Origin of the sequence: Nonomuraea phyllanthi, assembly GCF_006334985.2 — a bacterium.
Classification (GTDB): domain Bacteria; phylum Actinomycetota; class Actinomycetes; order Streptosporangiales; family Streptosporangiaceae; genus Nonomuraea; species Nonomuraea phyllanthi.
In genome coordinates this window covers 153477-179462 of record NZ_VDLX02000013.1, presented here as the reverse complement: position 1 = coordinate 179462, position 25986 = coordinate 153477, and the positions used below count along the sequence as shown (strand labels likewise).

The window sequence follows — 25986 nt, the reverse complement described above, 5'->3', positions numbered from 1 at the left end:
CCCTTTCGTCAGTGCTCGACGGGGGCGCTTGCGACATGCCGCGGGCCGCCTCGTCGAGGCGGCCGTGGTGCGTATACGCCGGGAGGTCCGCCTAGCAGGCGGGCCACCACTGGGACGAATACGCGATCATGCGCTCAACATAGCAGATACCGGCGATCCACATGGAACGACACGCATCTATGTCGCCGGCACCCATGCGTCGGCGCGGGGCGAGCACCTAGGGTGCGGGGTATGGCGAAGGAGCTGACGGGGCGCACCGCGCTGGTGACGGGGGCGGGCGGCGGCATCGGGGCGGCCTGCGCCCGGCGTCTGGCCGCCGAGGGGGCCAGGGTGCTGGTCGTCGACATGCGGGCCGAGCCCGCCGAGAGGGTGGCCGCCGAGATCGGCGGCGTGGCCGTGGTGGCCGACCTGGCCGATCCGGGCTTCGTGGCGGCGCTGCCCGGCGAGCCGGTCGACATCGTGGTCAACAACGCGGGGTTCCAGCACGTCGCGCCGGTCGAGGAGTTCCCGCCCGAGGTGTTCGCGGCGATGCTCCGGGTGATGGTGGAGGCGCCGTTCCTGATCGCGCGCCAGGTGCTGCCCGGCATGTACGCCAGCGGCTGGGGCCGGTTCGTGAACATCTCGTCCGTGCACGGACTGCGGGCCTCGCCGTACAAGTCGGCTTACACGGCGGCCAAGCACGCGCTGGAGGGCTTCTCCAAGGTGGTGGCGCTCGAAGGGGCGCCGCACGGGGTGACCTCGACCTGCGTCTGCCCCGCGTACGTGCGGACCGGGCTGGTCGAGGCACAGATCGCCGACCAGGCCAGGGTGCACGGGATCGACCCCGAGCAGGTGGTGGCGGACGTCATGCTGGCGCCCGCCGCGATCAAGCGGCTGATCGAGCCGGACGAGGTGGCCGAGCTGGTCGCCTACCTCTGCGGGCCGGCCGGGTCGTTCATCACCGGCGTGTCGCTGCCCCTGGACGGCGGCTGGACGGCCCAATAGTGAGCCACACAGCGAGCACGCCCTTCCTGGACCTGCTGGCCAGGGAGGCGTCGGCGGTCGAGTTCGAGGGGCCGATCATCGAGGCCAGGGCCGCGGGGGCCGATCCCGCCACGATCGAGGAGCTGGAGCGGGCCAAGGTCCAGGCGCTGCGGGTCCGCGCGCTGCTCAGGCGGCGGGCCAGGCGCGAGGCCGAGCTGTCGGCGCTGTACGACACGGCCGGCGACCTGGCGGCGCTGCGCGACCTCGACGCGGTCCTGGAGGCCATCGTGCACCGGGCCAGGCAGCTGCTGGCCACCGACGTCGCGTACATGACGCTGCACGACCCCGAGCGGGGCGACACCTACATGCGGGTCACCGACGGGTCGATCTCGGCCAAGTTCCGGGCGCTGCGGCTGGCCATGGGGGCGGGGCTGGGCGGGCTGGTGGCGCAGACGGCCACGCCGTACGCGACGGCCGACTACTTCGCCGACGCCAGGTTCCGGCACAAGGACCACATCGACGAGGCCGTCAAGGAGGAGGGCCTGGTCGCGATCCTGGGCGTGCCGCTGCGGCTGGGGCAGCGGGTGATCGGCGTGCTGATGGCGGCCAACCGCAGCGCGCGGCCCTTCCACCAGGAGGAGGTCTCGCTGCTGGCGAGCCTGGCCGCGCACGCCGCCGTCGCCATCGACAACGCGCGGCTGCTGCAGGAGACCAGGAACGCGCTGGAGGAGCTCTCCCAGGCCCACCGGATCGCGAGGGAGCACGGCGAGGCCGTGGAGCGGGGCGCGCTGGCGCACGACCGCATGACCTCGCTGGTGCTGCGCGGCGGCGGGATCGAGGACGTCGCCGCCGTGGTCACCGACGTGCTGGGCGGGTCGCTGGCGGTGCTCGACGACCTGGGCCGGCCGCTCACGGGCGACGTGGGCGAGCTCGACGCGGGTGTGTTCGAGGCCGCGCAGGCGTCCAGGGCGCTGGGCCGCACGGTGCGGCGCGGCGACCTGCTGATCGCGTCGGTGGACGTCGGCGGCGAGCCGCTGTGCACGCTGATCCTGCGCAGCGACGACGCCGACGGGCGCATCCTGGAGCGGGCGGCGCTGGTGTGCGCGCTGCTGCTGCTGTTCCGCAGGAGCGTGGCGGAGGCGGAGGGCCGGGTCAGGGGCGAGCTGCTCGACGACCTGATCTCCCGGCCGGGCTCCCCCGGCCTGGCGGACCGGGCGCGCCGGCTGGGCGTCGACCTGGGCGCGCCGCACGTCGTGGTGGTGGCCAAGCACGGCGGGCAGCGGGAGCGGGCCGCGTTCTGGGCCTCCTCACAGGCGGCGCTGCGGCACGGGCTGGCGGCGGGGCGGGCCGACGAGGTCGTGCTGCTGCTGCCGGGCGTGGACGCGGGCCGCGTCGCGCAGGGCGTGGCCGCCGAGCTGAGCGCGTCGCTGCACGGCCCCGCCACGGCCGGCGCCGCGCGGGTCGCCACCGGAGGCGGCGCGGCGGGAGCGTCCGTGGCGGGCGCCGAGGGCGGGGCGGCGGCCGGGGTGGGCGCCGAGAGCGGCGCGACGGCCGAGGGGGACGTGGCCGGCGCGTACCTGGAGGCGCGCAGGTGCGCCGAGGCGCTGATCGCGCTCGGCCGGGCCGGCGACGGCGCGAGCGCGGCCGAGCTGGGCTTCGTGGGGCTGCTCGTCGGCGACGGCCGCGACGTGCGCGGCTTCGTCACCGGCGCACTCGGCGCGGTGATCGACTACGACGCCCGCCGGGGCACCGCGCTCGCCGACACGCTGAGCGCCTACTTCGGCTCGGGCGGCTCCCCCTCCCGTACGGCCGAGGCCATGCACATCCACGTCAACACCGTCACGCAGCGGCTCGACCGGATCGGCAGGCTGCTCGGCGACGGCTGGCTGGAGCCGGAGCGCGCGCTCGAGATCCAGCTCGCGCTCCGCCTGCACCGCCTCGGCCACACATCCACCCCCTAGACTGTGGGCTTCGGCCCCATATGAGTGACGCCGGTCACTCCCTACCGTGACCGGCATGGCCACTTCCATCAAGAAGATCGTCGCCGCGAGCCTGATCGGCACCACCATCGAGTGGTACGACTTCTTCCTGTACGGCTCGGCAGCCGCCCTCGTCTTCAACCAGCTCTTCTTCCCCGACTCCGATCCCCTCACCGGCACGCTGCTGGCGTTCCTCACCTACGCCGTCGGGTTCGTCGCCCGCCCGCTCGGCGGCCTGGTCTTCGGCCACTTCGGCGACCGGATCGGCCGCAAGACGCTGCTGGTCGTCAGCCTGCTGACGATGGGCGCGGCGACGTTCCTGATCGGCTGCCTGCCGACGTACGAGACCCTGGGGCCGTCGGCGGCGCTGCTGCTGACCGCGTTAAGGCTCGTGCAGGGCTTCGCGCTCGGCGGCGAGTGGGGCGGCGCGGTGCTGATCGTCTCCGAGCACGGCGAGAGCGGCCGGCGCGGCTTCTGGGCCTCCTGGCCGCAGGCGGGCGCGCCCGGCGGCAACCTGCTGGCCACCGGCGTGCTGGCGGCGCTGGCCGCCTGGCAGTCGGACGAGGCGTTCCTGGCGTGGGGGTGGCGGGTGCCGTTCCTGCTGTCGGGCGTGCTGGTGCTGATCGGGCTCTGGATCCGGCTGACGATCAGCGAGTCGCCGGTGTTCAAGGAGGCCCCGCCCGAGCCGGTGGCGCCCATCGTGGGCGTGCTGCGGCACCACGCCAAGGACGTCGTCATCGCGATCGGCGCCCGCCTCGCCGAGAACATCTCCTTCTACCTGCTGACCGTCTTCGTCATCACGTACGCCAAGGAGATCAAGGTCGACAACTCCACGGTGCTGAACGCGGTGCTGGTCGCCTCTGCCATCCACTTCGTCACGATCCCGATGTGGGGCGCGCTGTCCGACCGGATCGGCCGCCGCCCGATCTACCTGGCGGGCGCGGCCGGGATCGGGGTGTGGATCTTCGCGTTCTTCCCGCTCGTGGACACCGGCAACATCCTGGTGATCACCCTGGCCGTCACCGTCGGCCTGCTCTTCCACGGCATGATGTACGGCCCGCAGGCGGCCTTCTTCTCCGAGCTCTTCGGCACGAGGATGCGCTACACCGGCGTCTCCATCGGCGCGCAGCTCTCGGCCATCGTGGCCGGCGCGCTGGCCCCCGTCATCGCGGTCGCGCTGCTGAGGGCGTACGCGAGCAGCATCCCCATCTCGGTCTACCTGGGCCTGGCTGCGGTGCTCACCCTCGCGGCGGTCTACGCGGCCCGCGAGACCAAGGGGCGCGACCTGGCCGAGAGGGTCCACGCCGGGTGAGGACGGCTCAGTCCTTGAGGTAGCGGTGCTTGCCCGCCCGCGCCAGCCGTACCATGCGGCGCACGACGGGCAGCCGCCTGCCGATCCGGTACAGCAGGGTGTCCCGTCCCATGGGCGAGCGCCGCGCCTGGTCGACGGCGGTGGCGGGGCGCACCTCGATCCGGCCCCTGCGCATCCGCAGCGAGAACCTCAGCCCGATCTCCTCGTCCGGCGAGCGCAGCGACGCCAGCCACCCGCCGGGGCCGAGCTGGTCGGGGGTCGGCATCATCCGCGCGACCGGCACCTTCGCGACGAGCTGCCCGGCGATCTTGCCGGGCACCCCGGCCTCGACCAGCGCGGGCGCGCACACCTCGCGCTCGCGCCGCCCGGTGCCGCGCAGCACCAGCTCCAGGGGCGGGCCGCCGCTCGGCGGCACGTACGGCACCGGCAGCACGACGTACGCGTGCCCGTCGAGCCGCTTGACCTCCACGCCCCGCGACACCAGCGCGATGGACTCGGAGAAGGAGCGCGGCTCGACGGCCAGGCCCAGCTCGCCCTGGTCGGTCCAGCACGGCACCACCAGCCGCGTCCTCGGGCGCTGGGCCAGCACGCCCAGGCAGTTGAGCGGGCGGTCGGAGCGGCCGACCCGGCTCCGCGCCTGGTTGGCGCCGCCGAACATGCGGACGTGCACCTCCCACTGGCCCTGCTTGAGCGGCTGCCCGAGCGCGGCGGTGGTGACGTCGAGCCTGGCCTCGCCCCTGATCTGCACCCTGATCTTGTTGCGGCCCTCGGGGATGCGCTCCATGTGCTGCGTCAGCGGCAGGAAGTGGATCACGCCGGTCTCGGAGTGGCGCACGTACAGCTCGATGCGGGACCGCTCGACCGTGTCGGTGATGTCGGTGACGCCGTCGTCCAGCGACCTGGTCTCCAGGGCGCGCGGCGGGATCCAGTGCACGCGCTCGCCCTGCGTGCGGTACCTGTCGGGGGTGCCGTCGCCGGTCATGACCTCCACGGTCAGCCCGAGCACCAGCACGTGGGCGTCCCAGCGCACCTCGCTGAGGTCGGCGCGCAGCCCGGCCCGCCTGGTGGAGTTGGCGAGGAGCACGATCTGGTCCAGGCGCCCCATCCTGACGTACGCGGCCACCATGCGGAGCTGCACCGGCAGGTAGCGGTCGAGCGTGGCGGGGAAGCGCTCCGCCACCAGCTCCTGCACCACCCTGAAGTGCAGGCCGCGGTCCACGGACGAGTCGGCGAACCTGGCGGTCACCATCGGGCGCAGCACCGCGTAGCGGAACCAGTGGGCGTACATGCGCTCGCGCTGCCGCCCCTCCCCGACGTAGGTGTCGATGTCGTCGAGGAGCCCGCACAGCTCCTTGACCATGGCGCGCGGCTCCTCCTCGGTCCCGCGCCGGTCGCCGAGGTGGCAGCAGACGTGCTCGGCCAGCACGGCGATGACCTTGGCGTGCAGGTAGGCCCGCATCACGAACGCCTGCTCGCCCAGCCGGCCGCCGGGCACGGCGAAGCCCAGCTCGTGCTCCTCCAGGAAGGCGCGGCGGTAGAGCTGCTGCGGCACGAGCAGCGTGAGCAACCGGTCGCGCAGGATGTCGGCGCGGGGCGTGCTGCGCTCGAAGGCGGTCATCGGCGGGCCGAAGTCGCGGATCAGGCGGCCGATCAGCACGTCCGCGTCGGTCTCCACGGCGCGGTCGTGCATGCGGGCGATCGCGTCCTTCTCCAGCCGGTCACCCTGGTCGAGGAAGAAGACGTAGTCGCCGACGGCGGAGGCGAGGCCGACGTTGCGTCCGCGCATGGGCGTTCCGGTCTGCGGCAGGTGCAGCACCCGGACGTTCTCGCGGGCCGCCGCGACGGTGTCGAGCCGCTCCCCGATCCCGTCCGTCGAGCCGTCGTCCACGAAGATCACTTCGTACTCGTCCGCGGGCATGGTCTGCTCCACGGCGGAACGGATGCAGGCGTTGGCGCCCGCACCTGGATTGTGAACATTGACGATCACGCTGACCTTCACACCCATGGGGCCAGCGTGCGCCTGTATACACCTTCTGGCTCGGCGGCTTGCCGATTGGAGAGCGAAAGTTGACCCTCTAGTACCAGCCCACCGACTGTGAGTGACCCCAGGCGCCGCACGGCGTGCCGTAGCGGCCCTTGATGTAGCCGAGCCCCCACTCGATCTGGGTGGCGGCGTTGGTCTGCCAGTCGCCGCCCGCGCTGGCCATCTTGCTGCCGGGCAGGGCCTGCGGGATGCCGTACGCGCCGGAGTAGCGGTTCATCGCCCGCTCGTTCCAGCCGCTCTCCTTCTGCCAGAGCGCCTCGAGGCAGCCCCACTGGTCGCCGCCCCAGCCGTGGGAGGCGAGCAGGGCCTTGGCGGTGGCCTTGTTGGAGCCCGGCGAGGGGTTGCTGCCCGGCGGGAAGTTCTGGGCGGGGAACCCGTCGCCGCCCGGCGCCTGCTTGGGCACGACCCAGTCGAGGTCGTCCTTGCCCCCGGAGCGGCCCTTCTTCAGCTGCTCGGCCTTGTACGCCTGCACGGCGGCGTTCTTGAGCGCGTCGTTCTCGGGGTCGGGCACGTAGAAGCTGCCGCCGGCGATCGCTCCGAGCTCGGCCGCCGTGAAGGGGTCGGCAGGCGGCCTGTTGGCGTTCTCGATGGCGCGGAGGGTCACGAAGGTGCCTCCGCCTACCACGACCACCAGCGAGACGACGGTGATGGTCACCGCCTTGGGGCTCACGCGCCTCTTCGACCGGCGCGTCTGCGACCGGCGCCCCGAGGGCAGGTCATCCTTCGGGGGGCGCTCACTCAACTGCGGACCGGGGCTCACGATCCATGAGCTTGCCCTGTCCTGGGGGGTGGTTCGCAACCGAAACGCGGTAATCGCTTGGCGCCTCGTTGGTTAACCGGCTGGTAAGCATGGCGTTTCCCGGACGATGTGACAATAGTCACACAAAGCGCGGCCCCCCTTCGGGCGCCCGCGAACCGAAGGGAAGCCGCTTCCAGGCTGCCGTGCACACTTCCGAGTCCCATCTACGGAATGTCACAGTTTGGTGACTTAGTTCGGGCATTCGGGACATGGAATAATAATGTGCGCGTGGCCGGCATCCTCCTTGTTGAAGACGACCCCTCCGTGCGTACCGCTCTCGAGCTGGCGCTGACCCGGCAGGGGCATTCGGTGACGTCGTACGCGACGGGCGAGGAGGCGCTCGACCATATCAGAGCCCGCCGCCCGGAGATCGCGATTCTCGACGTGATGCTTCCCGGGATCGACGGTGTCGAGGTGTGCCGCCGCGTGCGCAAGCTCGACCAGCTCCCCGTCATCCTGCTCACGGCCCGCGGCGACGACCTGGACGTGGTGGTCGGCCTGGAGGCCGGCGCGGACGACTACGTGGTCAAGCCGGTCGAGCCCCGGGTCCTGGACGCGCGCATCCGCGCCATCCTGCGCCGGGCCGAGTCCGCCGCCTCCGACCGCATCACCTTCGGCGACCTCGTGATCGACCGCGGCGCGCTCAAGGTCACGCTGGCCGACAAGGAGATCCACCTGACGCCGACCGAGCTGAGGCTGCTGCTGGAGCTCGTACGCCACCCCGGCCAGGTGCTCAACCGCCGCTACCTGCTGCGGGAGGTGTGGGACCACACGCACATCGCCGACTCCCGGCTCGTGGACGCCTGCGTGCAGCGCATACGAGCGAAGATCGAGCCCAAGCCGGCGGAGCCCGTCTTCATCCACACCGTGCGCGGCTTCGGCTACCGGTTCAGCCCCCCGTGATCCCCCTGCCCACCGGGCTGCGCGCCCGCCTCGTCATCACATTCACGCTCGTCGCCGTCACCGCCTCGACGCTGGTCGCGACCATCGGGTTCGAGCTGGCCAAGACCGCGCTGGTGACCCGGGCCGAGAGCACCTCGCTCGACCTGGTGACCAGGGAGCTGAGCAGCATCTCGTTCCCGGTCGGCCGGCTCAGGCCCGGCGAGGCCCCGCCGACGACCAAGGACCTGGACCGGGTCGCCGCCACGCTGAACGGGCCGGGCAGGAGCGTGCTGATCGAGTACGGCAACATGATCTCCGCGCGGGGCCCCATGGCCATGAGCGACGTGCCCAACGAGCTGTACGGCAGGGCCAAGCAGAGCCTGGTCACCCAGCGCAAGATCATCCGTGACCAGCTCTGGCTCATCGTCGGCACGGAGGTCTACCGCGACACCGACGGCGCGCCCGAGCCCACCGGGCTGCGCGCGTTCGTGTTCTTCCCGATGCGCGACGACGTGCGCCAGCTCGGCACGCTCAGGACCACCCTCGCCCAGGCCGGCGCGGCCATCGTGCTGATCGCGCTGGTCGTGGCGCTGCTGTCGGCCAGGCAGGTGCTGCTGCCGGTCAGGCGGCTGAGCGCGGCCGCGCAGGCGCTCGGGCAGGGCCGGCTCGACACCCGCCTGCCCGTCCACGGCCAGGACGAGCTCGCCGACCTGACCGCCAGGTTCAACGACGCCGCCGCGGCGCTGGAGCTGAGCGTGTCGGAGCTGCGCTCGCTGGAGGCCATCTCGCGCCGGTTCGTGGCGGACGTCTCACACGAGCTGCGGACGCCGCTGACCGCGATGACGGCCGTGGCCGACGTGCTCTCGGAGGAGGCCGGCCGGCTGCCCAAGGCGCCCGCGGAGGCCGTACGGCTGGTGCTCAGGGAGATCGAGCGCCTGCGCGAGCTGGTCGAGCACCTCATCGAGATCAGCCGCTTCGACGCGGGCACGGCCACGCTCAACGTCGAGCCGGTGAACGTCGCCGACGCCATCGCCGACTGCCTGGAGGTGCGCGGCTGGAGCGACCAGGTGCAGGTGAAGGCGTCCCAGGGCCTGACCGTGAACCTCGACCCGAGGAGGTTCGACGTCATCGTGGCCAACCTGGCCGGCAACGCGCTCAAGCACGGGCTGCCCCCGATCACGGTGAGCGCCAGGGCGACCGAGAACGGCCTGGAGGTGAAGGTGCGCGACCACGGCAAGGGCATCCCCGGGGAGGCGCTGGCGCACGTCTTCGACCGGTTCTTCAAGGCCGGCTCGGGCCGGGCCCGCAGCCAGGGCAGCGGCCTCGGCCTGGCGATCGCCCGCGCGAACGTCCAGCTCCACGGCGGCACCATCTCCGTACGGCCGCAGCATCCCGGCACCCTGTTCACGGTCTGGTTCCCGCACTCATGACCGCGCGCCGCCCCCTGAGAGCCCTCCGCCATGTGGCAGCCCTCTGCGTGCTCGCCGCGGCGGCCTGCGGCATCGCGCCCACGGACGTCCAGGACCGCGGCTCCGCGCCCACCATCAGCCCCCCGCCGCCGTCCAAGACGATCTACCTCCTGAGGAACGGCAAGCTCGCCCTGGAGCCGGCCGACGTGGAGAACGACACGGTGGACAGCCTGCTGGGGGCGCTCTTCGCGGCGTCCTCGAAGCCGCTCGGCGACCGGGACACCGCGCTGCGCGGCTTCACGTACCTGGGCATCAAGGACTCGCTGAACCCGGTGCAACGGGACGAGGTCCAGCTGCCGCGCACCTCGACGCTGACCGTCTACATCAGGGGCGAGGGCATCCTGACCAAGCTGGGCAAGGCGCAGATCGTCTGCACGGCGCAGCAGAACATCGCGTTCGAGCAGGTCAAGATCGTACGCAGGAACGCGCACCACCCCTCCAAGTCGGAGGGGCAGCACACGTGCCCGGAGCTGAGGTGAGCTCCTAGAGCGTGATGTCCTCCAGCATCTCCGTCACCAGCGCGGCGATCGGGGAGCGCTCGGACCTGGTCAGGGTCACGTGCGCGAAGAGCGGGTGACCCTTGAGCTTCTCCACCACCGCCACCACGCCGTCGTGCCGGCCGACCCGGAGGTTGTCGCGCTGGGCGATGTCGTGGGTGAGCACCACCCGCGAGTTGGCGCCGATGCGGCTCAGCACCGTGAGCAGCACCCCGCGCTCCAGCGACTGGGCCTCGTCCACGATCACGAACGCGTCGTGCAGCGACCGGCCGCGGATGTGCGTCAGCGGCAGCACCTCCAGCATGCCGCGGTCGAGCACCTCCTCGATCACCTCGGGCGAGGTGATCGCGCCCAGCGTGTCGTAGACCGCCTGCGCCCACGGGCCCATCTTCTCGCCCTCGGTGCCCGGCAGGTAGCCGAGCTCCTGGCCTCCCACGGCGTACAGCGGGCGGAAGACGACCACCTTGCGGTGCTGGCGGCGCTCCAGGACGGCCTCCAGGCCCGCGCAGAGCGCCAGCGCCGACTTGCCGGTGCCGGCCCGGCCGCCGAGCGAGACGATGCCGATCTCCGGGTCCATCAGCAGGTCGAGCGCGATGCGCTGCTCGGCGGAGCGGCCGTGCAGGCCGAACACCTCGCGGTCGCCGCGCACGAGGCGTACGGACTTGTCCGGCTGCACCCGGCCGAGGGCCGAGCCCTTGGCCGACAGCAGCCGCAGGCCGGTGTGCGCCGGCAGGTCCCTGGCCTCGTCGAGGTCGGCGGTGCCCTGGTCGAAGAGCACCTCGACGCCCTCCGCGGTCACCTGGATCTCGGCCATCCCCGTCCAGCCGGACTCGTGGACCAGCTCGGCGCGGTACTCCTCGGCCGCCAGGCCGATCGAGCCCGCCTTGACCCGCAGCGGCAGGTCCTTGGACACGAGCACGACGTCGCAGCCCTCGGCGGCCAGCGAGCGGGCCACGGTCAGGATGCGCGTGTCGTTGTCGCCCAGGCGGAACCCGACGGGCAGGATGGACGGGTCGCTGTGGTTGAGCTCGACCCTGATGGTGCCGTCCCCCGTGGGCATCGGCTCGTCGAGCCTGCCGTACTGCATCCGCAGCTCGTCGAGGTAGCGCAGGGCCTTCCTCGCGAAGTAGCCGAGCTCAGGATGGTGCCGCTTCCCCTCCAGCTCCGTGATGACCACGATCGGAAGGACGACGTCGTGCTCGGCGAAGCGGGTCATTGCCGCCGGATCGGCCAGCAAAACCGACGTGTCCAGCACGTACGTGCGCTTGACCGGCTGGTTCGTAGGGTTGCTCGAGGACACTGCCACACGTTCTCCCCCGGGCACCCATAGGTGCAGGTGCCCTGCAGACGAGGCGGGAATCGGACCGGACCCGCTTCCCCGACCGCGAGCCGCCGTCGGCGCCGGGACCCGGCCCCCCTCGGCAGATCTTGGTGCAAAGGCGAGCCCTCTCCGGATATCCGACCTGTGGCCGGATATTTCCTACGTTACGTCGTGAATGCCTGATTGTCGCGTCAGGATCCGTAACGTCGGTGTCTCGCAGCGTAATCGCGCAGCGCCCGCAGGAAGTCGACCCTGCGGAAGTCAGGCCAGTAGGCCTCGTGGAAGTAGAACTCGGAATGAGCGCTCTGCCAGAGCATGAAGCCCGACAGACGCTGCTCGCCCGAGGTCCGGATGAGAAGGTCCGGGTCGGGCTGGCCGCGAGTGTAGAGATGCTCCGCGATGTGCTCCACATCGAGCACCTCGACGAGGTCCTCGATGCTCGCTCCCTTGCTCGCGTGCTCCTGGAGCAGTGAGCGCACCGCATCGGCAATCTCACGCCTTCCTCCATACCCAACTGCAACGTTCACAATCAGGCCCGGACGGTGTGATGACGCTTCCTTTGCATTTTTCAGGACATTCGCGGTGCGGTCCGGCAGCAGGTCGAGCGCCCCCACCGGGCTGATCCGCCATCCCTCGTCCACCAGCTCCTGCGTCACGTCCTCGATGATGCGCAGCAGCGGCTCCAGCTCCTCCTTGGGCCGGTTGAGGTTGTCGTTGGACAGCATCCACACGGTGACGACCTCGACGCCCGTCTCGCGGCACCAGCCGAGCAGCTCGGAGATCTTGTCGGCGCCCTTGCGGTGGCCGCTGGCCACGTCGCGCATGCCCATGGCGCGGGCCCAGCGGCGATTGCCGTCGATGATGACCCCGACGTGCCGGGGGATGCCGTCCTTCGACAGCTTGGACTCCAGCCGGTGCTCATAAAGCCGGTAGACCAGATCGCGCAGGCCCACGGAGTTCCTCCCCAGCGGTAGCCCTTGGTCGCTATGACCCAACAGGCAATTATCACCGCGATTCGCCCGTGCCTGCTCCGTCTATAGGATTCCTGGCCAGATCTCTACCTTCCAGACATCCCTCGGCCTCATCCACGAGACCTCGCACGAACACCGACAGCTCCGCCGAGGTCAGCACCGCCCGCATGCCCACCCCCGTCATGCCCCACGCCTCCACGTACGCCCTCCTGGTCAGCCGCCACTCGCCCCTGGCCGCCTGCCACACGGGAATGGTGCGCAGCTGGCAGCGGAGCTCGCCGCCGCCCACCAGACCGGCCCTCGTGCGGTAGCGGAAGGAGAACAGCTCGCTGTTCGGCTCCTCGTCGGGGAAGCGGTCGTCGGGGTCGGCCCACCGCCGGGCCGTGCCCCGGCCCTCGCGGGCGTCGTCCACGCCGCGCGCCAGGCGAGCGAGCAGCCAGCCGCACCGCTCCCCGACGCTCCCGTACGGCGTGCCGTCGCGATGCAGCTCGAGGGTGACCTCGTACGGCGTGCCGACGCTGTCCTTGCATGCCACCGGCGTGACGGTCAGATATGAACCGTCGACGCAACGCAGTCCCCCCATTCCCTCACGGTTTCCGGGCTAATGTCGGCTAAACCGCCGTATGCCGGATCCGCTCAGCGCCGTTCACCGCAGGAAGCGGGACCACCAGCGGCGCCGCGGCTCCGGCGCCGGATCCCGCAGGCGCCCGCGTTCCCGCAGCCAGGCGGCGAAGTCGTCGGCGTCGGCGCGGTAGCCGGGCGGGGGCTCCTCGCGGGAGCGCGCGTAGGCGGCGAACTCCGCGGCCAGGTCGGGCCCCGCCGCCGCGGCGGCGTCCGGGCGGAGCCTCGCCACCACGCTGCGGCGCTTGGCCACCAGGCTCGCCGCCTGCACCCGCATCCGCTCCGGGTCGAACCCCTCCGGCACGGCCGCGCCCGCCACGAGGGCCGCCACCACCCGCCGCTGCGCCTCCGCCAGCCGCCGCCGCGCCTCCCCCACGTCGTGCCCGTGGGTCATCGGAGGTCCCGGGCGGCGGACATCGCGGACCTGATCCTGGCCAGCTCGCTCTCCAGGGCCGCGTCGCTCGGATAGTCGTCGTCCCACTCCAGCAGCACGCCCGGCGGGGTGGCGCGGGCGCACAGCTCGGTGAGCAGGTCGAGCACCTCCTGAGGGGCGAAGGCGGTGTGCGTGTCGTGCCAGATCCCGGCGTGCTCGTACCCGCCGGCGACGTGCACGTACGCGAGCCGCTCCAGCGGGAGCGCGTCGAGCGCGGCCACCGCCGGCAGGCCCAGGTTGACCTGGTTGGTGTAGAGGTTGGCCACGTCGACCAGCAGCCCCACCCCCGTGCGCTCCACCAGCTCGGCGAGGAACTGGGCCTCGGTCAGCTCGTCGTCGGGCCAGCCGAAGATGGCGGCCACGTTCTCCAGGGCCAGGGGGACGGGCAGCGCGTCCTGGGCCCGGCGCACGTTCTCGGTGACGACGCGCAGGGACTCGCGGGTGCGGGGCACCGGTAACAGGTGCCCGGCCTCCAGGCCGCCGCCGCGGACGAACGCCAGGTGCTCGCTGACCAGCGGCGACTCCAGCGCCTGCGCGCAGGAGGCCAGGTGGGCCAGCCGGTCAGGGGACGGCGGCTCGGCGCCGCCGACCCCGAGCGAGACGCCGTGCGGGATCACCGGCAGGCCCCTGGCGCGCAGGAGGCGTAACGACTCGGGCAGGTGGTCGGGCCTGACGTTCTCGGCGACCACTTCGAGGAAGTCGACACCGGGCATCCGCTCGATCGACAGGTCCAGCTCGGCCCGCCAGCCGATGCCCACCCCCAGCTCTCCCCTCGACCCGCCGCCAGGCCCACCGACCGGCCCACCGACCGGCCCGCCGTTCGACCCGCCGTTCGGCCCGGCGCCCGGCCCGCCGTTCGGTGCGGCCGGCCGTCCGGCCTCCTGCTCGGGCATGTCAGCTCCCTCCGCCGCAACCACCGCCGCCGCAGCCGCTCCCGCCGCCGCAGCCCGAGGAGCCGCTGCCGCACCCCGACCCGCCGGCGGCCGCCCCGCCGCAACCACCGTAGTAGCCGCCCCCGCCACCGCCGCCACTGGACGACGAGCGCCGCCCGCGCCGTGGCCGGGCCGGCGGGACATAGGTGTCGAGCGACCTGACCAGCTCCGCGTCGCGCAGCACCCAGTGGCCGTACAGCGCGACGTGCACCGGCTCGTGCCCCGAGTCCACGGGGTACGCCTTCCTGGCCCGGTCCAGCTCCGCCCGCCCGTACGAGGTGAGCGCGCCCCGCCTGGACCTCCTGTCGTCCGCGAGCACGATCGCCCCGCCGATCGCGGTGGCCAGCATGAGCAGCGCGGCGAGCAGCGGGAGCAGCGCGGGGTCTGCGAAAACCGCGCCCGCCAGGATGCCGGCGACGGCCCCGGCGGCCGCCAGGACCGACACCACTCCCAGCCCGGTGGCCAGCCGCCTGAGCCGGGCGAGCCGGGCATCGGACAGGATCAGGCCCAGCCCGGCCAGCCGGCCCTGGAACTCCTTCATGGCCTGGCTGTCGCCCGCCGCCTGCTTCACCAGCCACCGCGACGGGCCGCCGTTCCCCGCGACGGCGGCCAGTGTCGCCTGCTCGATGGGGTCGTCCGTGGTGGATCTCCGGGAGACGGCGTGGAAGCGCGGCCCCCGGGACACCCGGAGGTCTCCCCTTTCCGCCAGGAGCGTGATGGCCGTGCCGACCACCTGCTCGGCTCCGCCCGCCAGATAGGCGAGCTCGTAGTGCGCGAGGTCTCGAGAGCGGATTCCGTCCGCGGCCGCCCGGACGGCGGCGTGCTCGCGTTTGATCATGGAGGCGATGGTGACGGCGAGCGCCGCCAGGGCCACCGAGACGATCAGCAGGACAAGGTCCATTTCGGCCTCCCTCCGTACAGCCGGCAAGGGCTGGTTACCGGAGAGACGCGCAAGGCGGCGGCGTAGTTTCGTTCTGCTCATTTAGCTTCCGGAAACCTGCGTTACCGGAAACGGCGTCAGGTGCCGCCGCCGCAGCTCGATCCGCCGCCTCCGCAGCTGGAGCCGCAGCTCGACGAGCCCCCGCCGCAGCTCGACGACCCGCAGCCGCCGGACGAGCCGCCGCCCGTGTCGAGCCCGCCGAAGTCGTGGCCCCCGAAGGAGTCGCTCCCGCCGCTGTGGGTCCCGCAGGAGCCGGCGCAGTCGCCGCCGGGGTCGCCGGCGGACAGCTCGTCGCAGAGGGTCTGGTCGCCCGCGTCCCCCAGCCCGTACAGCGCGACGGGGATGCCGACGGCCAGGGCCAGCGAGCTCTGGTCGCGCACGCCCCTCGGGTGGTGACCGTACGCCGAGCGCAGGACCCCCCGCCCCTCCCGGGTGACGACGTTGCGCAGCCTGCGCCGCTGCCGGACGACGGCGACGACCCCCACGACGGCGGCGAAGGCCGTGAAGAGCAGCGCCCCGATGATCACCGGTTCCTCGCCCGCCACCCCGGCCGCGTCCAGCGCGAACAGCAGCACCAGGTAGGCGACCGCCAGGCCCACGACGGCCTTGAGCACGTTCCGGCGCCGCCGCGCAGGACCGTACGCCTCCTCCGGCACGATCAGCCCCCGTGACAGGAGCCCGCCGGCCAGCGCGGCGAGCGCCGGATGCGTCTCCAGCTCCCGCCGCAGCTCGCCCGCCCGGTAGCCGCCCGGCCTGGCGGCCAGCGTGTCGAGCACGGCCTGCTCGATGGGCACCGGCGAGGGCCGGGCGCCGTGGACGGGCGTCACCTGCGAGCCGCGCGACACGCGGACGGCGCCGGCCGTCGCGAGGACGGCCAGCGCCGTGTTGATGACCCGCCGGGGGCCGCCGGAGAGATACGCCAGCTCGTACGGCGACAGGTGATGAGCATTGCCGCTCGGCGCCGCCTCGGCGACCCGCCTGCGCTCCCGCTCGACGGCGTCGTTGGCCGCGTTGACGAGGAAGAACACGCCGAAGGCGATGACGATCAGGACGTAGTCCATGGCTGCCCCCTCGAAGCGGTACGGCAGTCCGCCAAGTTAGACGGCGCCGCCGTACCGCACAAGGGGCTCAGCCGAGCCGGTCGAGCAGGGCGTTGTACTCGTCCCACAGCTCCTTCGGCAGGTGGGAGCCGAACTTGTCGAAGTGGGCCGGGATCAGCGACGCCTCCTCGCGCCACGCCTCCCGGTCGACCGACAGCAGCGTGCGCAGGTCCTCGTCGGTCAGGTCCAGCCCCTCGGTGTCGAGCTCGGCCGGCAGCAGGCCGATCGGGGTCGGCACGGCCTTGGCCTCGCCGTTGAGGCGGTCGACGATCCACTTGAGCACGCGGCTGTTCTCGCCGAAGCCCGGCCAGATGAACTTCCCGTCGGCGTTCTTGCGGAACCAGTTGACGTAGTAGATCCGCGGCAGCTTGGCGCCCGCGCGGCGGCCGACGTCCAGCCAGTGGCCGAAGTAGTCGCCCATGTTGTAGCCGCAGAACGGCAGCATGGCGAACGGGTCGTACCGCAGCTCGCCCACCTTGCCCTCGGCGGCGGCGGTCTTCTCGGAGGCGACGTTGGCTCCGAGAAAGACGCCGTGCTCCCAGCTCAGCGACTCCGTCACCAGCGGGACGGCGGTGGCGCGGCGGCCACCGAACAGGATCGCCGAGATGGGCACGCCCTTGGGGTCCTGCCACTCGGGTGCGATGGTCGGGCACTGGGAGGCCGGGGTGGTGAAGCGGGCGTTCGGGTGGGCGGCCGGCTCGCCGCTCTCCGGCGTCCAGGACCGGCCCTTCCAGTCGGTCAGGTGCGCGGGCGGCTTCGCGGTCAGCCCCTCCCACCAGACGTCGCCGTCGTCGGTGAGCGCGACGTTGGTGAAGATGCTGTTGCCCCAGAGCGTCCTGATGGCGTTGGCGTTGGTCACCTCGCCGGTGCCGGGCGCGACGCCGAAGAAGCCGGCCTCCGGGTTGATCGCGTAGAGGCGGCCGTCGTCGCCGAAGCGCATCCAGGCGATGTCGTCGCCGATCGTCTCGACCTTCCAGCCGGGGATCGTCGGCTGGAGCATGGCGAGGTTGGTCTTGCCACAGGCGCTCGGGAAGGCCGCCGCGATGTAGCGGGTCTCGCCGGAGGGCGGGGTGAGCTTGAGTATCAGCATGTGCTCGGCCAGCCAGCCCTCGTCGCGGGCCATGGCGCTGGCGATGCGCAGCGCGTAGCACTTCTTGCCGAGCAGGGCGTTGCCGCCGTAGCCGGAGCCGTACGACCAGATCTCGCGGGTCTCCGGGAAGTGGCTGATGTACTTGGTCGGGTTGCACGGCCAGGGTACGTCCTCCTGGCCCGGCTCCAGCGGTGCGCCGACGGAGTGCACGGCCTTGACGAACGAGCCCCTTTCCTCGATACGGCGCAGCGCCCGGTCACCCATCCGCGTCATCACCCGCATGGAGACGGCGACGTACGGGGAGTCGGTGATCTCGACGCCGAGCTGCGAGATCTCGCCGCCCAGCGGGCCCATGCAGAACGGCACCACGTACATGGTGCGGCCGCGCATGCAACCCTTGAAGAGCGTGCCGAACGTCCGGCGCATCTCGTCCGGCGCGACCCAGTTGTTGGTGGGCCCCGCGTCCTCCTCCCGCTCGGAGCAGATGAAGGTGCGGTCCTCGACCCTGGCCACGTCGCCGGGGTCCGACTTGGCATAGAAGCTGTTGGGCCGGGCGGCCAGCCGCGTGAACGTGCCCTGCTCCACGAGGAGGTTCGTCAGGCGCGTCCACTCCTCCTCGGACCCGTCGCACCACTCGATCCGGTCCGGCTGGGTCAGGGCGGCGATCTCCTTCACCCACGCCGCCAATTCGCGATTGCTGGTCGGTGCGGGAACTTCCACGGAAACGGACACGACGGTGACTCCTCCACTCTCTCGGGCCCAGTCATCATTAACGACGAAGCGGTGCGAAAGCCAATTGGCATAGACCTGTCGGCTTTGGCCGTCGTCGCAGGCAGCGGGCCCGATGATTGGGGGAGCCTACCCACCGAGAACGGATTTAAAAGAGAAATTTCGCGCAGTGGTCCAGTCCAATAGCGCTGGTCTAAACCAATTTCCGCAGTGGTTTAGTCCATTTCCCGCTCCGTTTCCGCTGGACGGTCTCAGGAATTGACGTCCGGCCCCGCGGAGCGAACCCTGTCGACGTGCTGGAGCGCGTCGCGCAGATCCGCCAGCCACGTGTCGGTGTGCCTGCCGACCAGTCGCACGCACCAGGCCAGCGCGTCGCTGCGACTCCTGGCCACGCCGGCGGCCACGAGCGTGTCGAGGACCTGCCGCTCCGCCTGGCGCAGCCTGGTCATCACGGGCACGGACAGCGTGGTGAACATCACAGTCTCGCCACCGCAGACCACGCCCCAGGAGACCTTCTGCCGGAACTTGTGCTCGGCCTCGCCGGCGATCTCGATCCGCCGCTCGCGCGTCTCCTCCCTGAACCTCCTGGCCAGCCCCTCGATCAGGGCGGCCCGCTCGGCCTCCGGCACGTCGCCGGGCGGATCGGGCAGCGTGCCGAGCACCGCGATCTCCTCGCGGTCGCGGACGATCTCGGGCGCGCCGGTGAACCACCCCTCGGGCAGCCGCCCGGCGAACCATCCGTGAATGCGTGCCGTCTCGTCGTCTGTAGCCATGTAATGAGAATTACACAATTGCATCGCAAATGCACGCGTGGAAAGGCGCCCGTTCGCTGTGGGGGAAGCGGTCAGCGGACCTGGGCCGCCATGGCGGGGCTCACGCGGATGACGCCCGCGAGGCCGCGGGTGTGCACCGGCGAGATCTTGACCACGTCACCGGTGCGGGGCGCCTGGATCATCTTCCCGTCGCCCCAGTAGATCGCCACATGGGAGATGTAGCTGGGATTGGTGGGATCGGACCGCCAGAAGAGCAGATCGCCGGGCTGGGCGTCCGCCAGCCTGACCCGTGCCCCGGTCACCCACTGCTGGTGCGTCACCCGGGGCATGCGCACCCCGGCCTGCGCGAACGCCCACTGCACCAGGCCCGAGCAGTCGAAGGTGTCGGGGCCCTCGGCACCCCACACGTACGGCCTGCCCAGCTTGGAGGCGGCGGCCTTCAGCGCCACCGTGATCTGCTCGACCGTCATGAACGACCCGGCCGGCCAGCTCCGCGCCTTGACCTTCGGCTGCGGCAGCACGGGATTGACCATGACCGCCTGCGTGCCCTTGGGCAGCTGCTTGAGCACGGCCTTGCGCAGGGTGGCGGAGTTGGTGTCGGGAGCGCTCACGATGAGCGCGTTGTCGTGCGGCAGCCCCAGCGTGCGCCCCACGTCCCTGGACACGACGGCGTCCACGGCGCCGAAGCCGGTGGTGGCGTACGCGCCGATCCGCAGCGGCCCCGCCGAGCTCGACACCCTTCTGTGCAGCGAGAGCCCGCCGTCGTTGCCCAGCACGAACGACACGGCCACGTCACCGGCCGCGACGTTCTGCCAGAGCGCGTCGGACGAGGCGGTCACCTTGGGCGTGTACGCGCGGAACGTGGACGGATTGACCGCCAGCGTCTGCACCCGCTTGCCGTCGAGCGTGACCGACGCCGCGTCGGCCAGCTCGAGTGCCCGCACCCCGCGCACCTTCGCCACCTTCTGTAACAGCTCGTTGGTGAACGGCTCGCGGGTGAGCACGAACAGGTTGGGTTCGAGCAGTTTCTTCAGCGGCGCCACCGCCTGCGCCGTCGCGACGGGCGGCTGCGAGGGCTGCGGCTGCTGCGAGGGCTGGGCCTGCTGCCGGGCCATCAGCGACTGCTGGGGCGTGGCCTGGACGCGTACCGGCTGGGCCTCCCGCCCCGACTCCGTCAGCAGCAGCACGTCGGCGGTCAGCACCGCGACCAGCGCCACCACGATGAAGGGCACCAGCTTGTACGTGTTACGCCGCTTGCGCGTCTTGACCAGGAAGCTGAGGTCCTGGCGAATTCCGGAGGAACGCGAAAAATCCGCCGGGCCGACGTGGGCCCGGCGGTCGTCATGCGGGGGAGTCAGTTGCCGATGTACGGCACTGCCTCGAGGATCTCGACGGTGTTCTGCCGTCCGTTGGGCAGGGAATAGGTCGCCTTCTCCCCGATCTTCTTGCCGTTGATCGCCGCGCCCAGCGGGGACTTCGGCGAGTAGACGTCGATCGGTGCTCCGCTCTCCTCGCGGGAGGCGAGCAGGAAGGTGACCTCGTCGTCGTCACCGACGAACCGGATGGTCACGGTCATGCCGGGGCCGACCACGCCCTCGGCCTTGGGGGCCTCTCCCACCTGGGCGTTGTCGAGGATCTGCCGGAGGTGGAAGATGCGGGCCTCCATCTTGCCCTGCTCGTCCTTGGCGGCGTGGTAGCCGCCGTTCTCACGCAGGTCGCCCTCTTCGCGGGCGGCTTCGATCTTCTTGGCGATGTCGACGCGCCCGGGGCCAGAGAGATATTCGTACTCCGCCTTCAGGCGGTCGTACGCCTCCTGCGTCAGCCATGTGACGTTCTCATCGCGAGAGTCGGCCACGGGTTCTCCTTGCTTGCCTAGGGGGCCCTGAGATCACTTGAGGTTACGTGTGGTTGAATTCCGAGAGGCTAACAAGTCAATCGCTCCCACGCTTCCCCAAATGTCTCACTATACGAGATTGCAGTACTGGATGTGGACGGACGTGGCCTCACCGCTGGTGTCGAGGCTTTCCTTGATCTGCTTACTACCCTCACCAGCCGGGATTCTTACTTCTTTGCTGCCCACTTCCCCGTGATAGACGTCCAGCGCCCTGATGCGGCAGACGGCCACCCTATCGTCTGGCTTGTACACCTCAAAGGTGATCTCCGCGCGATTCGCGCTCTCGACGTGGAACGAGACCACCTGCGCCGGCGCCTCCGAGCCGCCCGCCGTCATCGACCACATGACATACCCCCAGCCACCGGCGACGATGGCCACCAGCACGCCGATCACGACGTGGACGACGAGCCGGCCGCCGCGCCTCGGACGGTCGGGGAAGTCGTCGGGTGTGCCGAGAACGGGCTGGTTCTCGACATCTCTGGTCGCCATGGCGGAATCTCCCTGCACTCCCTGAGCGTTATCCGAGACAATTGTCGCCCGCGGGGGGTGTGCCCTCGCGACCGCCCAGCAGAACCTAACCTGTCCGGGCGGGTGACCGGTCCCTACTGAGGAGACATCGAGCCCGTGAGTGCACCGTTGAGGCTGATGGCCGTCCACGCCCATCCCGACGACGAGTCCAGCAAGGGCGCCGCCACGATGGCGCGTTACGTCCGCGAAGGCGTGGATGTGCTGGTCTGTACCCTCACGGGTGGCGAACGCGGTTCTGTGCTGAACCCCAAGATGGACCGGCCGGAGGTGGTGGCCAACATCGGCGCGATCCGCAAGGCCGAGATGGACCGCGCGCGCGAGATCCTCGGCGTGCAGCAGCGTTTCATGGGTTTCGTCGACTCGGGCCTGCCCGAGAACGAGGACGAGCCGCTGCCCGAGGGCAGCTTCGCCACCAAGAAGCTGGAGGAGGCGTCCGCGCCGCTGGTGGCCGCGGTGCGCGAGTTCAGGCCCCATGTGATCATCACGTACGACGACGACGGCGGCTACCCCCACCCCGACCACATCATGACCAACAGGGTGTCGGTGGAGGCGTTCGAGGCGGCCGGCGACCCCGACCGCTACCCGGGCACCGGCGACCCCTGGCAGCCGCTGAAGCTCTACTACCAGATGGGCTTCACCAAGGAGCGGTTCGAGGCGCTGCACGAGGCCATGACCGCGCGCGGCCTCGGCTCCCCGTACGCCGACTGGATCTCCCGCTGGGAGGACCGCCCGGCCAAGTGGCCGGCGACCACGCGGGTGCCGTGCGCCGACTACTTCCAGATCCGCGACGAGGCCCTGCTGGCGCACGCCACCCAGATCGACCCCGACAGCTGGTGGTTCGTCTGCCCGCGCGAGCTGCAGCAGGAGATCTGGCCGACCGAGGACTACCACCTGGCCCGCTCGCTGGTGGACACCGAGCTGCCCGAGAGCGACCTGTTCGCCGGCATCCACGCGGAGGACGTCTCCCCCGCCTGCTCCTGACATCCCGGCCGCCGGTGAGGGCCCACCGCCGCTGACGGGACCATCGCCCCCAGGTGGCAGACTGGAAGGGTGATGGTTCTAGCAGCAGGTGACGTGAGTCCGGGCCTGCTCGGCTTCGTCGTGGTGGCCCTCATCGGGCTCGCCCTGTACGTCCTGATCAAGTCGATGAACAAGCAGATGTCGAAGATCCAGGTGCCGCACGAGGGTGAAGCCGACGACGACAAGAAGGCCAAGTAGATGCCGATCGAAATAGTCGACAACTCGACGGAGAGCCGGTTCGAGATCCTCGTGGACGGGAAGGTCGCCGGGTTCGCCGACTATCGGCTGCTGCCCACGAAGGTCGTCTTCACGCACACCGAGGTGCTGCCCGCGTACGAGGGGCAGGGGCTGGCCGGCAAGCTGGTGGGGCACGCGCTCCAGACCAGCGCCGACACCGGCCTGCGGGTGGTGCCCCTGTGCCCGTACGTCGCGAAATACATCGAGCGCCACCCGGAGTTCAAGGACCTGGTCGACACCTCATTCGGCGGCCGGTGACCAGGCGCGCTCCAGCGCCCTGGGCAGCCCCCACCAGCCGAGCGGGGTGAGCACCTCGTCCTCGTCCACGATGCCGAGATAGGCCCACAGGCTCACCACCGACGCGAACAACGCCTCGGTCGCGACGAGGTCGTCGCCGTCCTGCTCGTCGACGTCGATGTCCTCCGACTCGGCGATGAGCCGCGCGATCCGCTCGGGCGAGGCGAGCACGCCCGGCCCGAGCCGGGTCAGGGCCGCCACCCCGGCCAGCCAGTCGGCGTGCTGGATCGCGCAGAGGTTGGCCAGCGTGGCGTCCTCCAGGCTGAGCTCGCCGTCGAGGTCGGCGAACTCCGCCAGCACGTCGTCGCCCTCCGACAGGTCCGAGATCGGCCCGGCGACACCGGCCGCGACCGCCAGCCACAGCTCCGCGTCGTCGTCCGGCATGGGGGCGTCGTCGAAGCCGGCGCAGGCCCGCAGCACGCTGGACGGGTAGCCGGGCAGGGCGAGTAGCCCGCGCAGGCGCGCGGCGGCGGCCGCCAGGTCGCCCTCGGGCAGCTCGGGCGGCCGGGGCAGGTCCGCGACGATGCGCCGCAGCTCCGACAGCGCGAACGCCTCCTCCTCGTCCCAGGCGGCGAACAGCTCCTCGTCCTGCTCGTCACTCACCGCGAAGCCGGGCACCCGCCCGTCCGGCAGCGGCGTGCCCAGCCACCTCTCCTGCAGGTCCTCGTACGCCCCGCGGGCCTCCTGGTCGCCGGCGGCCAGCCGGTCGGGATCGATCTCGCCGGCCGCCACCCGCTCCTCCAGGTGGGCGACCAGCCGGGCGAACATCTCCTGGGCGACGGGCCCGCGCTCGTCCTCCTCCGGCCAGACGAAGTAGCCGGGTGTCATGAGGACCGGCTCGGTGCCGGTCGACTCGACCCAGCGCTGGACGTCGCCGACCGTGGCGGCGCCCGACTCGATGGAGCTGAGCGTGGCCTTGGCGGACTCCCAGAACGGGCGGGTGAGCGGGTTGCCCGCCGCCATCATCTCCCGCCGCAGGTCGGGCAGCGCGACGAGCGCCACCCCCGACGGGACGGCGAGCAGGGCGAGGGCGACGTCCCTGCGCGTGACGGCGGTCGCGGGGCGCTCGGCGTGGGAGCAGACGAAGTCCAGGTCCATGTCCACGTCCCAAAACCTACGCCGTCCCGCCCTCCCCACAACACCCGCGCAGCCCGTCCTCGCCCGCGTGGCGCTCGGCGGGCGTGTGAGAGCCTGGACGTATGAACAGGCTCGTTGATGAGACCTCCCCCTACCTCCTCCAGCACGCCGGCAATCCGGTCGACTGGTGGCCTTGGGGGCCGGAGGCGATGCGGGAGGCGAGCCGGCGGGACGTGCCGCTGCTCATCAGCGTCGGCTACTCCGCGTGTCACTGGTGCCATGTCATGGCTCACGAGAGCTTCGAGGACGACGAGACCGCGCGTCTCATGAACGCGCACTTCGTCAACGTCAAGGTCGACCGCGAGGAGCGGCCGGACGTCGACGCCGTCTACATGGGCGCGACGCAGGCCATGACCCAGCAGGGCGGCTGGCCGATGACGGTGTTCGCGACGCCCGAGGGCCACCCGTTCTACTGCGGCACCTACTTCCCGCGCCCCCACTTCCAGCGCCTGCTCACCGAGGTCCACAACGTGTGGACGGGCGACAGGGAGATGGTGCTGAGGCAGGGCGCGAAGGTGGTCGAGGCGCTCAACTCGCAGACAACGCTGCCCGCCGGGCCGGTGCCCACCGAGGAGACGCTGGCGGCGGCCGTGCGCAACCTGCGGGAGCAGGGGTTCGACCCGGTGCACGGCGGGTTCGGCGGCGCGCCCAAGTTCCCGCCGTCCATGGTGCTGGAGTTCCTGCTGCGCTCGGGCGAGCGCGAGATGAGCGGCAGGACGCTCGAAGCCATGGCCCGCGGAGGCATCTACGACCAGCTCGGCGGCGGGTTCGCCCGCTACAGCGTGGACGCGCGCTGGGTCGTGCCGCACTTCGAGAAGATGCTCTACGACAACGCGCTGCTGCTGCGCGTCTACACGCACTGGTGGAAGGCGGGCGGCGGCGAGCTCGCGCGGCGGGTCGCCCTGGAGACGGCCGCCTGGATGGTGCGCGAGATGCGCACCGAGCAGGGCGGGTTCGCCTCGGCGCTCGACGCCGACAGCGAGGGCGTGGAGGGCAAGTTCTACGTCTGGACGCCCGAGCAGCTGCGCGAGGTGCTCGGCGAGGAGGACGGGCGCTGGGCTCAGGAGCTCTTCGAGGTGACCGGCACGTTCGAGCACGGCACGTCCGTGCTGCAGCTGCCGCGCGACCCCGACGACCCGGAGCGTTACGCGAGCGTGCGGGAGCGGCTGCTCGCCGCCAGGGACCACCGGGTGCGCCCGGGGCGCGACGACAAGGTGGTGGCCTCGTGGACGGGCCTCGCCATCGCGGCGCTGGCCGAGACCGGCGCGGTGTTCGAGCGGCCCGACCTCGTGGCGGCGGCCGCGGGCGCGGCCGAGCTGCTGGAGAGCACGCACGTGCGCTCGGGCCGGCTGCTGCGCACGTCCAAGGACGGCAGGGCCGGGACGAACGCCGGGGTGCTCGACGACTACGCCAACGTGGCCGAGGGGCTGATCTCGCTCTACGGCGTGACCGGCGAGGCGAGGTGGCTGCGGCTGGCGGGCTCGCTGCTCGACACCGTGCTCGACAGGTTCGCCGACGGGTCGGGCGGCTTCTACGACACGGCCGACGACGCCGAGCGGCTGTTCCAGCGCCCGCAAGACCCGACCGACAACGCCACCCCGTCAGGCCGCTACGCCGCCGCCGGCGCCCTGCTGTCCTACGGCGCGCTGACCGGCTCCACGCGGCACCGGGAGGCCGCGCAGGCGGCGCTGGGCACCGTGTCCGTGCTGGCCAAGGGGCACGCCCGGTTCGCCGGGTGGGGGCTGGCCGTAGCGCGGGCGGCGCTGGACGGACCGGTGGAGGTGGCCGTGGTCGGCCCGGCGGACGATCCCCGTACGGCGGCGCTGCACCGGCAGGCGCTGCTGGCCGACGTGCCGGGGCTGGTGGTCGCCCTCGGCCCTGGCGACTTCCCCGAGCTGCTGGAAGGTCGCGGCCCGGTCGGCGGGGCGCCGGCCGCGTACGTGTGCAGGGGGTTCACCTGCCGGATGCCTGTGACCACGCCTGAGGACCTTCAGGCGGAGCTGGCCGGCTGACGGCCG

General features: G+C 71.5%; 25 protein-coding genes. 10 read left to right on the top strand and 15 right to left on the bottom strand.

All coding sequences use genetic code 11. The features are described 5' to 3' along the window. The first annotated feature begins 231 nt into the window (after positions 1–231). The 3 genes from FH608_RS31800 to FH608_RS31790 are packed head-to-tail and all read left to right on the top strand — an operon-like array spanning position 232 to position 4254. Positions 232–984, top strand: coding sequence for a 3-hydroxybutyrate dehydrogenase (locus tag FH608_RS31800; protein WP_139636056.1), 753 nt, complete (start codon positions 232–234; stop codon positions 982–984). Then, the gene (locus FH608_RS31795; RefSeq protein WP_226900079.1) at positions 984–2924 is read left to right on the top strand and encodes a helix-turn-helix domain-containing protein; all 1941 of its coding nucleotides are present in this window, start codon (positions 984–986) and stop codon (positions 2922–2924) included. Before FH608_RS31800 ends, FH608_RS31795 begins: the two co-directional genes overlap by 1 nt. A gap of 55 nt (positions 2925–2979) precedes the next feature. After that, positions 2980–4254: an MFS transporter gene (locus tag FH608_RS31790; RefSeq protein WP_139636052.1), complete on the top strand. Its 1275-nt coding sequence runs from the start codon at positions 2980–2982 to the stop codon at positions 4252–4254. Between the two features lie 7 nt (positions 4255–4261). On the opposite strand, the gene FH608_RS31785 is transcribed toward FH608_RS31790, so the two are convergent. Further along, positions 4262–6259, bottom strand: coding sequence for a glycosyltransferase family 2 protein (locus FH608_RS31785; RefSeq protein ID WP_139636050.1), 1998 nt, complete (start codon positions 6257–6259; stop codon positions 4262–4264). Positions 6260–6329: 70 nt separating this feature from the next. Continuing rightward, entirely contained in the window at positions 6330–6968 is a 639-nt protein-coding gene (locus FH608_RS31780) for an aggregation-promoting factor C-terminal-like domain-containing protein (RefSeq protein WP_226900078.1), read from the bottom strand. A 357-nt stretch (positions 6969–7325) separates the two neighbouring features. Here FH608_RS31780 and FH608_RS31775 point away from each other — a divergent pair, with 357 nt between their 5' ends. From FH608_RS31775 to FH608_RS31765, 3 genes are read left to right on the top strand one after another with little or no spacing between them, the layout of a single operon-like run. After that, on the top strand, positions 7326–8000 hold the full coding sequence (locus tag FH608_RS31775; RefSeq protein WP_139636048.1) for a response regulator transcription factor: 675 nt from the start codon (positions 7326–7328) through the stop codon (positions 7998–8000). Next, positions 7997–9409: a sensor histidine kinase gene (locus tag FH608_RS31770; RefSeq protein WP_139636046.1), complete on the top strand. Its 1413-nt coding sequence runs from the start codon at positions 7997–7999 to the stop codon at positions 9407–9409. The genes FH608_RS31775 and FH608_RS31770 overlap by 4 nt, the downstream gene beginning before the upstream one ends. A gap of 32 nt (positions 9410–9441) precedes the next feature. Continuing rightward, entirely contained in the window at positions 9442–9927 is a 486-nt protein-coding gene (locus tag FH608_RS31765; protein WP_139636044.1) for a hypothetical protein, read from the top strand. Positions 9928–9931: 4 nt separating this feature from the next. On the opposite strand, the gene FH608_RS31760 is transcribed toward FH608_RS31765, so the two are convergent. The 12 genes from FH608_RS31760 to FH608_RS31705 all read right to left on the bottom strand — a co-directional run bounded on the left by FH608_RS31760 (position 9932) and on the right by FH608_RS31705 (position 21238). Next, positions 9932–11251 carry a PhoH family protein gene (locus FH608_RS31760; protein ID WP_263008701.1) on the bottom strand — a complete coding sequence of 440 codons (1320 nt, stop codon included), beginning with the start codon at positions 11249–11251 and terminating at the stop codon, positions 9932–9934. 206 nt (positions 11252–11457) lie between these two features. Then, positions 11458–12219, bottom strand: coding sequence for an isoprenyl transferase (locus FH608_RS31755; protein ID WP_139636042.1), 762 nt, complete (start codon positions 12217–12219; stop codon positions 11458–11460). 52 nt (positions 12220–12271) lie between these two features. Further along, positions 12272–12772 carry a hypothetical protein gene (locus tag FH608_RS31750; protein WP_226900077.1) on the bottom strand — a complete coding sequence of 167 codons (501 nt, stop codon included), beginning with the start codon at positions 12770–12772 and terminating at the stop codon, positions 12272–12274. A 111-nt stretch (positions 12773–12883) separates the two neighbouring features. Then, entirely contained in the window at positions 12884–13252 is a 369-nt protein-coding gene (locus FH608_RS31745; RefSeq protein ID WP_139636038.1) for a hypothetical protein, read from the bottom strand. Then, on the bottom strand, positions 13249–14184 hold the full coding sequence (locus FH608_RS31740) for a DUF692 domain-containing protein (RefSeq protein WP_139636036.1): 936 nt from the start codon (positions 14182–14184) through the stop codon (positions 13249–13251). The genes FH608_RS31745 and FH608_RS31740 overlap by 4 nt, the downstream gene beginning before the upstream one ends. A gap of 1 nt (position 14185) precedes the next feature. Next, positions 14186–15124 (bottom strand): TIGR04222 domain-containing membrane protein, encoded by a 939-nt coding sequence (locus FH608_RS31735; RefSeq protein ID WP_193318733.1) that lies wholly within the window; start codon positions 15122–15124, stop codon positions 14186–14188. Between the two features lie 116 nt (positions 15125–15240). Continuing rightward, positions 15241–16224 carry a TIGR04222 domain-containing membrane protein gene (locus tag FH608_RS31730; protein WP_139636033.1) on the bottom strand — a complete coding sequence of 328 codons (984 nt, stop codon included), beginning with the start codon at positions 16222–16224 and terminating at the stop codon, positions 15241–15243. 67 nt (positions 16225–16291) lie between these two features. Then, positions 16292–18085 carry a phosphoenolpyruvate carboxykinase (GTP) gene (locus FH608_RS31725; RefSeq protein WP_139636032.1) on the bottom strand — a complete coding sequence of 598 codons (1794 nt, stop codon included), beginning with the start codon at positions 18083–18085 and terminating at the stop codon, positions 16292–16294. Between the two features lie 248 nt (positions 18086–18333). Beyond that, a complete protein-coding gene (locus tag FH608_RS31720; RefSeq protein WP_139636030.1) occupies positions 18334–18855 on the bottom strand; it encodes a hypothetical protein in 522 nt (173 codons plus the stop codon). Positions 18856–18926: 71 nt separating this feature from the next. Continuing rightward, positions 18927–20087 carry a C40 family peptidase gene (locus tag FH608_RS31715; RefSeq protein WP_139636028.1) on the bottom strand — a complete coding sequence of 387 codons (1161 nt, stop codon included), beginning with the start codon at positions 20085–20087 and terminating at the stop codon, positions 18927–18929. Between the two features lie 122 nt (positions 20088–20209). Further along, positions 20210–20710 carry a transcription elongation factor GreA gene (gene greA / locus FH608_RS31710; RefSeq protein ID WP_043628806.1) on the bottom strand — a complete coding sequence of 167 codons (501 nt, stop codon included), beginning with the start codon at positions 20708–20710 and terminating at the stop codon, positions 20210–20212. Positions 20711–20818: 108 nt separating this feature from the next. Beyond that, the gene (locus FH608_RS31705; protein ID WP_139636026.1) at positions 20819–21238 is read right to left on the bottom strand and encodes a DUF4307 domain-containing protein; all 420 of its coding nucleotides are present in this window, start codon (positions 21236–21238) and stop codon (positions 20819–20821) included. 135 nt (positions 21239–21373) lie between these two features. On the opposite strand from FH608_RS31705, the gene mca reads away from it, so the two are divergent. The 3 genes from mca to FH608_RS31695 all read left to right on the top strand — a co-directional run bounded on the left by mca (position 21374) and on the right by FH608_RS31695 (position 22792). After that, positions 21374–22258 (top strand): mycothiol conjugate amidase Mca, encoded by an 885-nt coding sequence (gene mca, locus FH608_RS31700; protein ID WP_226900076.1) that lies wholly within the window; start codon positions 21374–21376, stop codon positions 22256–22258. A 69-nt stretch (positions 22259–22327) separates the two neighbouring features. Then, a complete protein-coding gene (locus FH608_RS51740) occupies positions 22328–22495 on the top strand; it encodes a hypothetical protein (protein ID WP_153264937.1) in 168 nt (55 codons plus the stop codon). Continuing rightward, a complete protein-coding gene (locus FH608_RS31695) occupies positions 22496–22792 on the top strand; it encodes a GNAT family N-acetyltransferase (protein ID WP_139636025.1) in 297 nt (98 codons plus the stop codon). Here FH608_RS31695 and FH608_RS31690 read toward each other — a convergent pair. Next, on the bottom strand, positions 22775–23929 hold the full coding sequence (locus FH608_RS31690) for a hypothetical protein (RefSeq protein WP_139636111.1): 1155 nt from the start codon (positions 23927–23929) through the stop codon (positions 22775–22777). The genes FH608_RS31695 and FH608_RS31690 overlap by 18 nt on opposite strands. A 101-nt stretch (positions 23930–24030) precedes the next feature. Between FH608_RS31690 and FH608_RS31685 the strand changes: the two genes are divergently transcribed. Next, entirely contained in the window at positions 24031–25980 is a 1950-nt protein-coding gene (locus FH608_RS31685; protein ID WP_139636023.1) for a thioredoxin domain-containing protein, read from the top strand. The last annotated feature ends 6 nt before the right edge of the window (positions 25981–25986 follow it).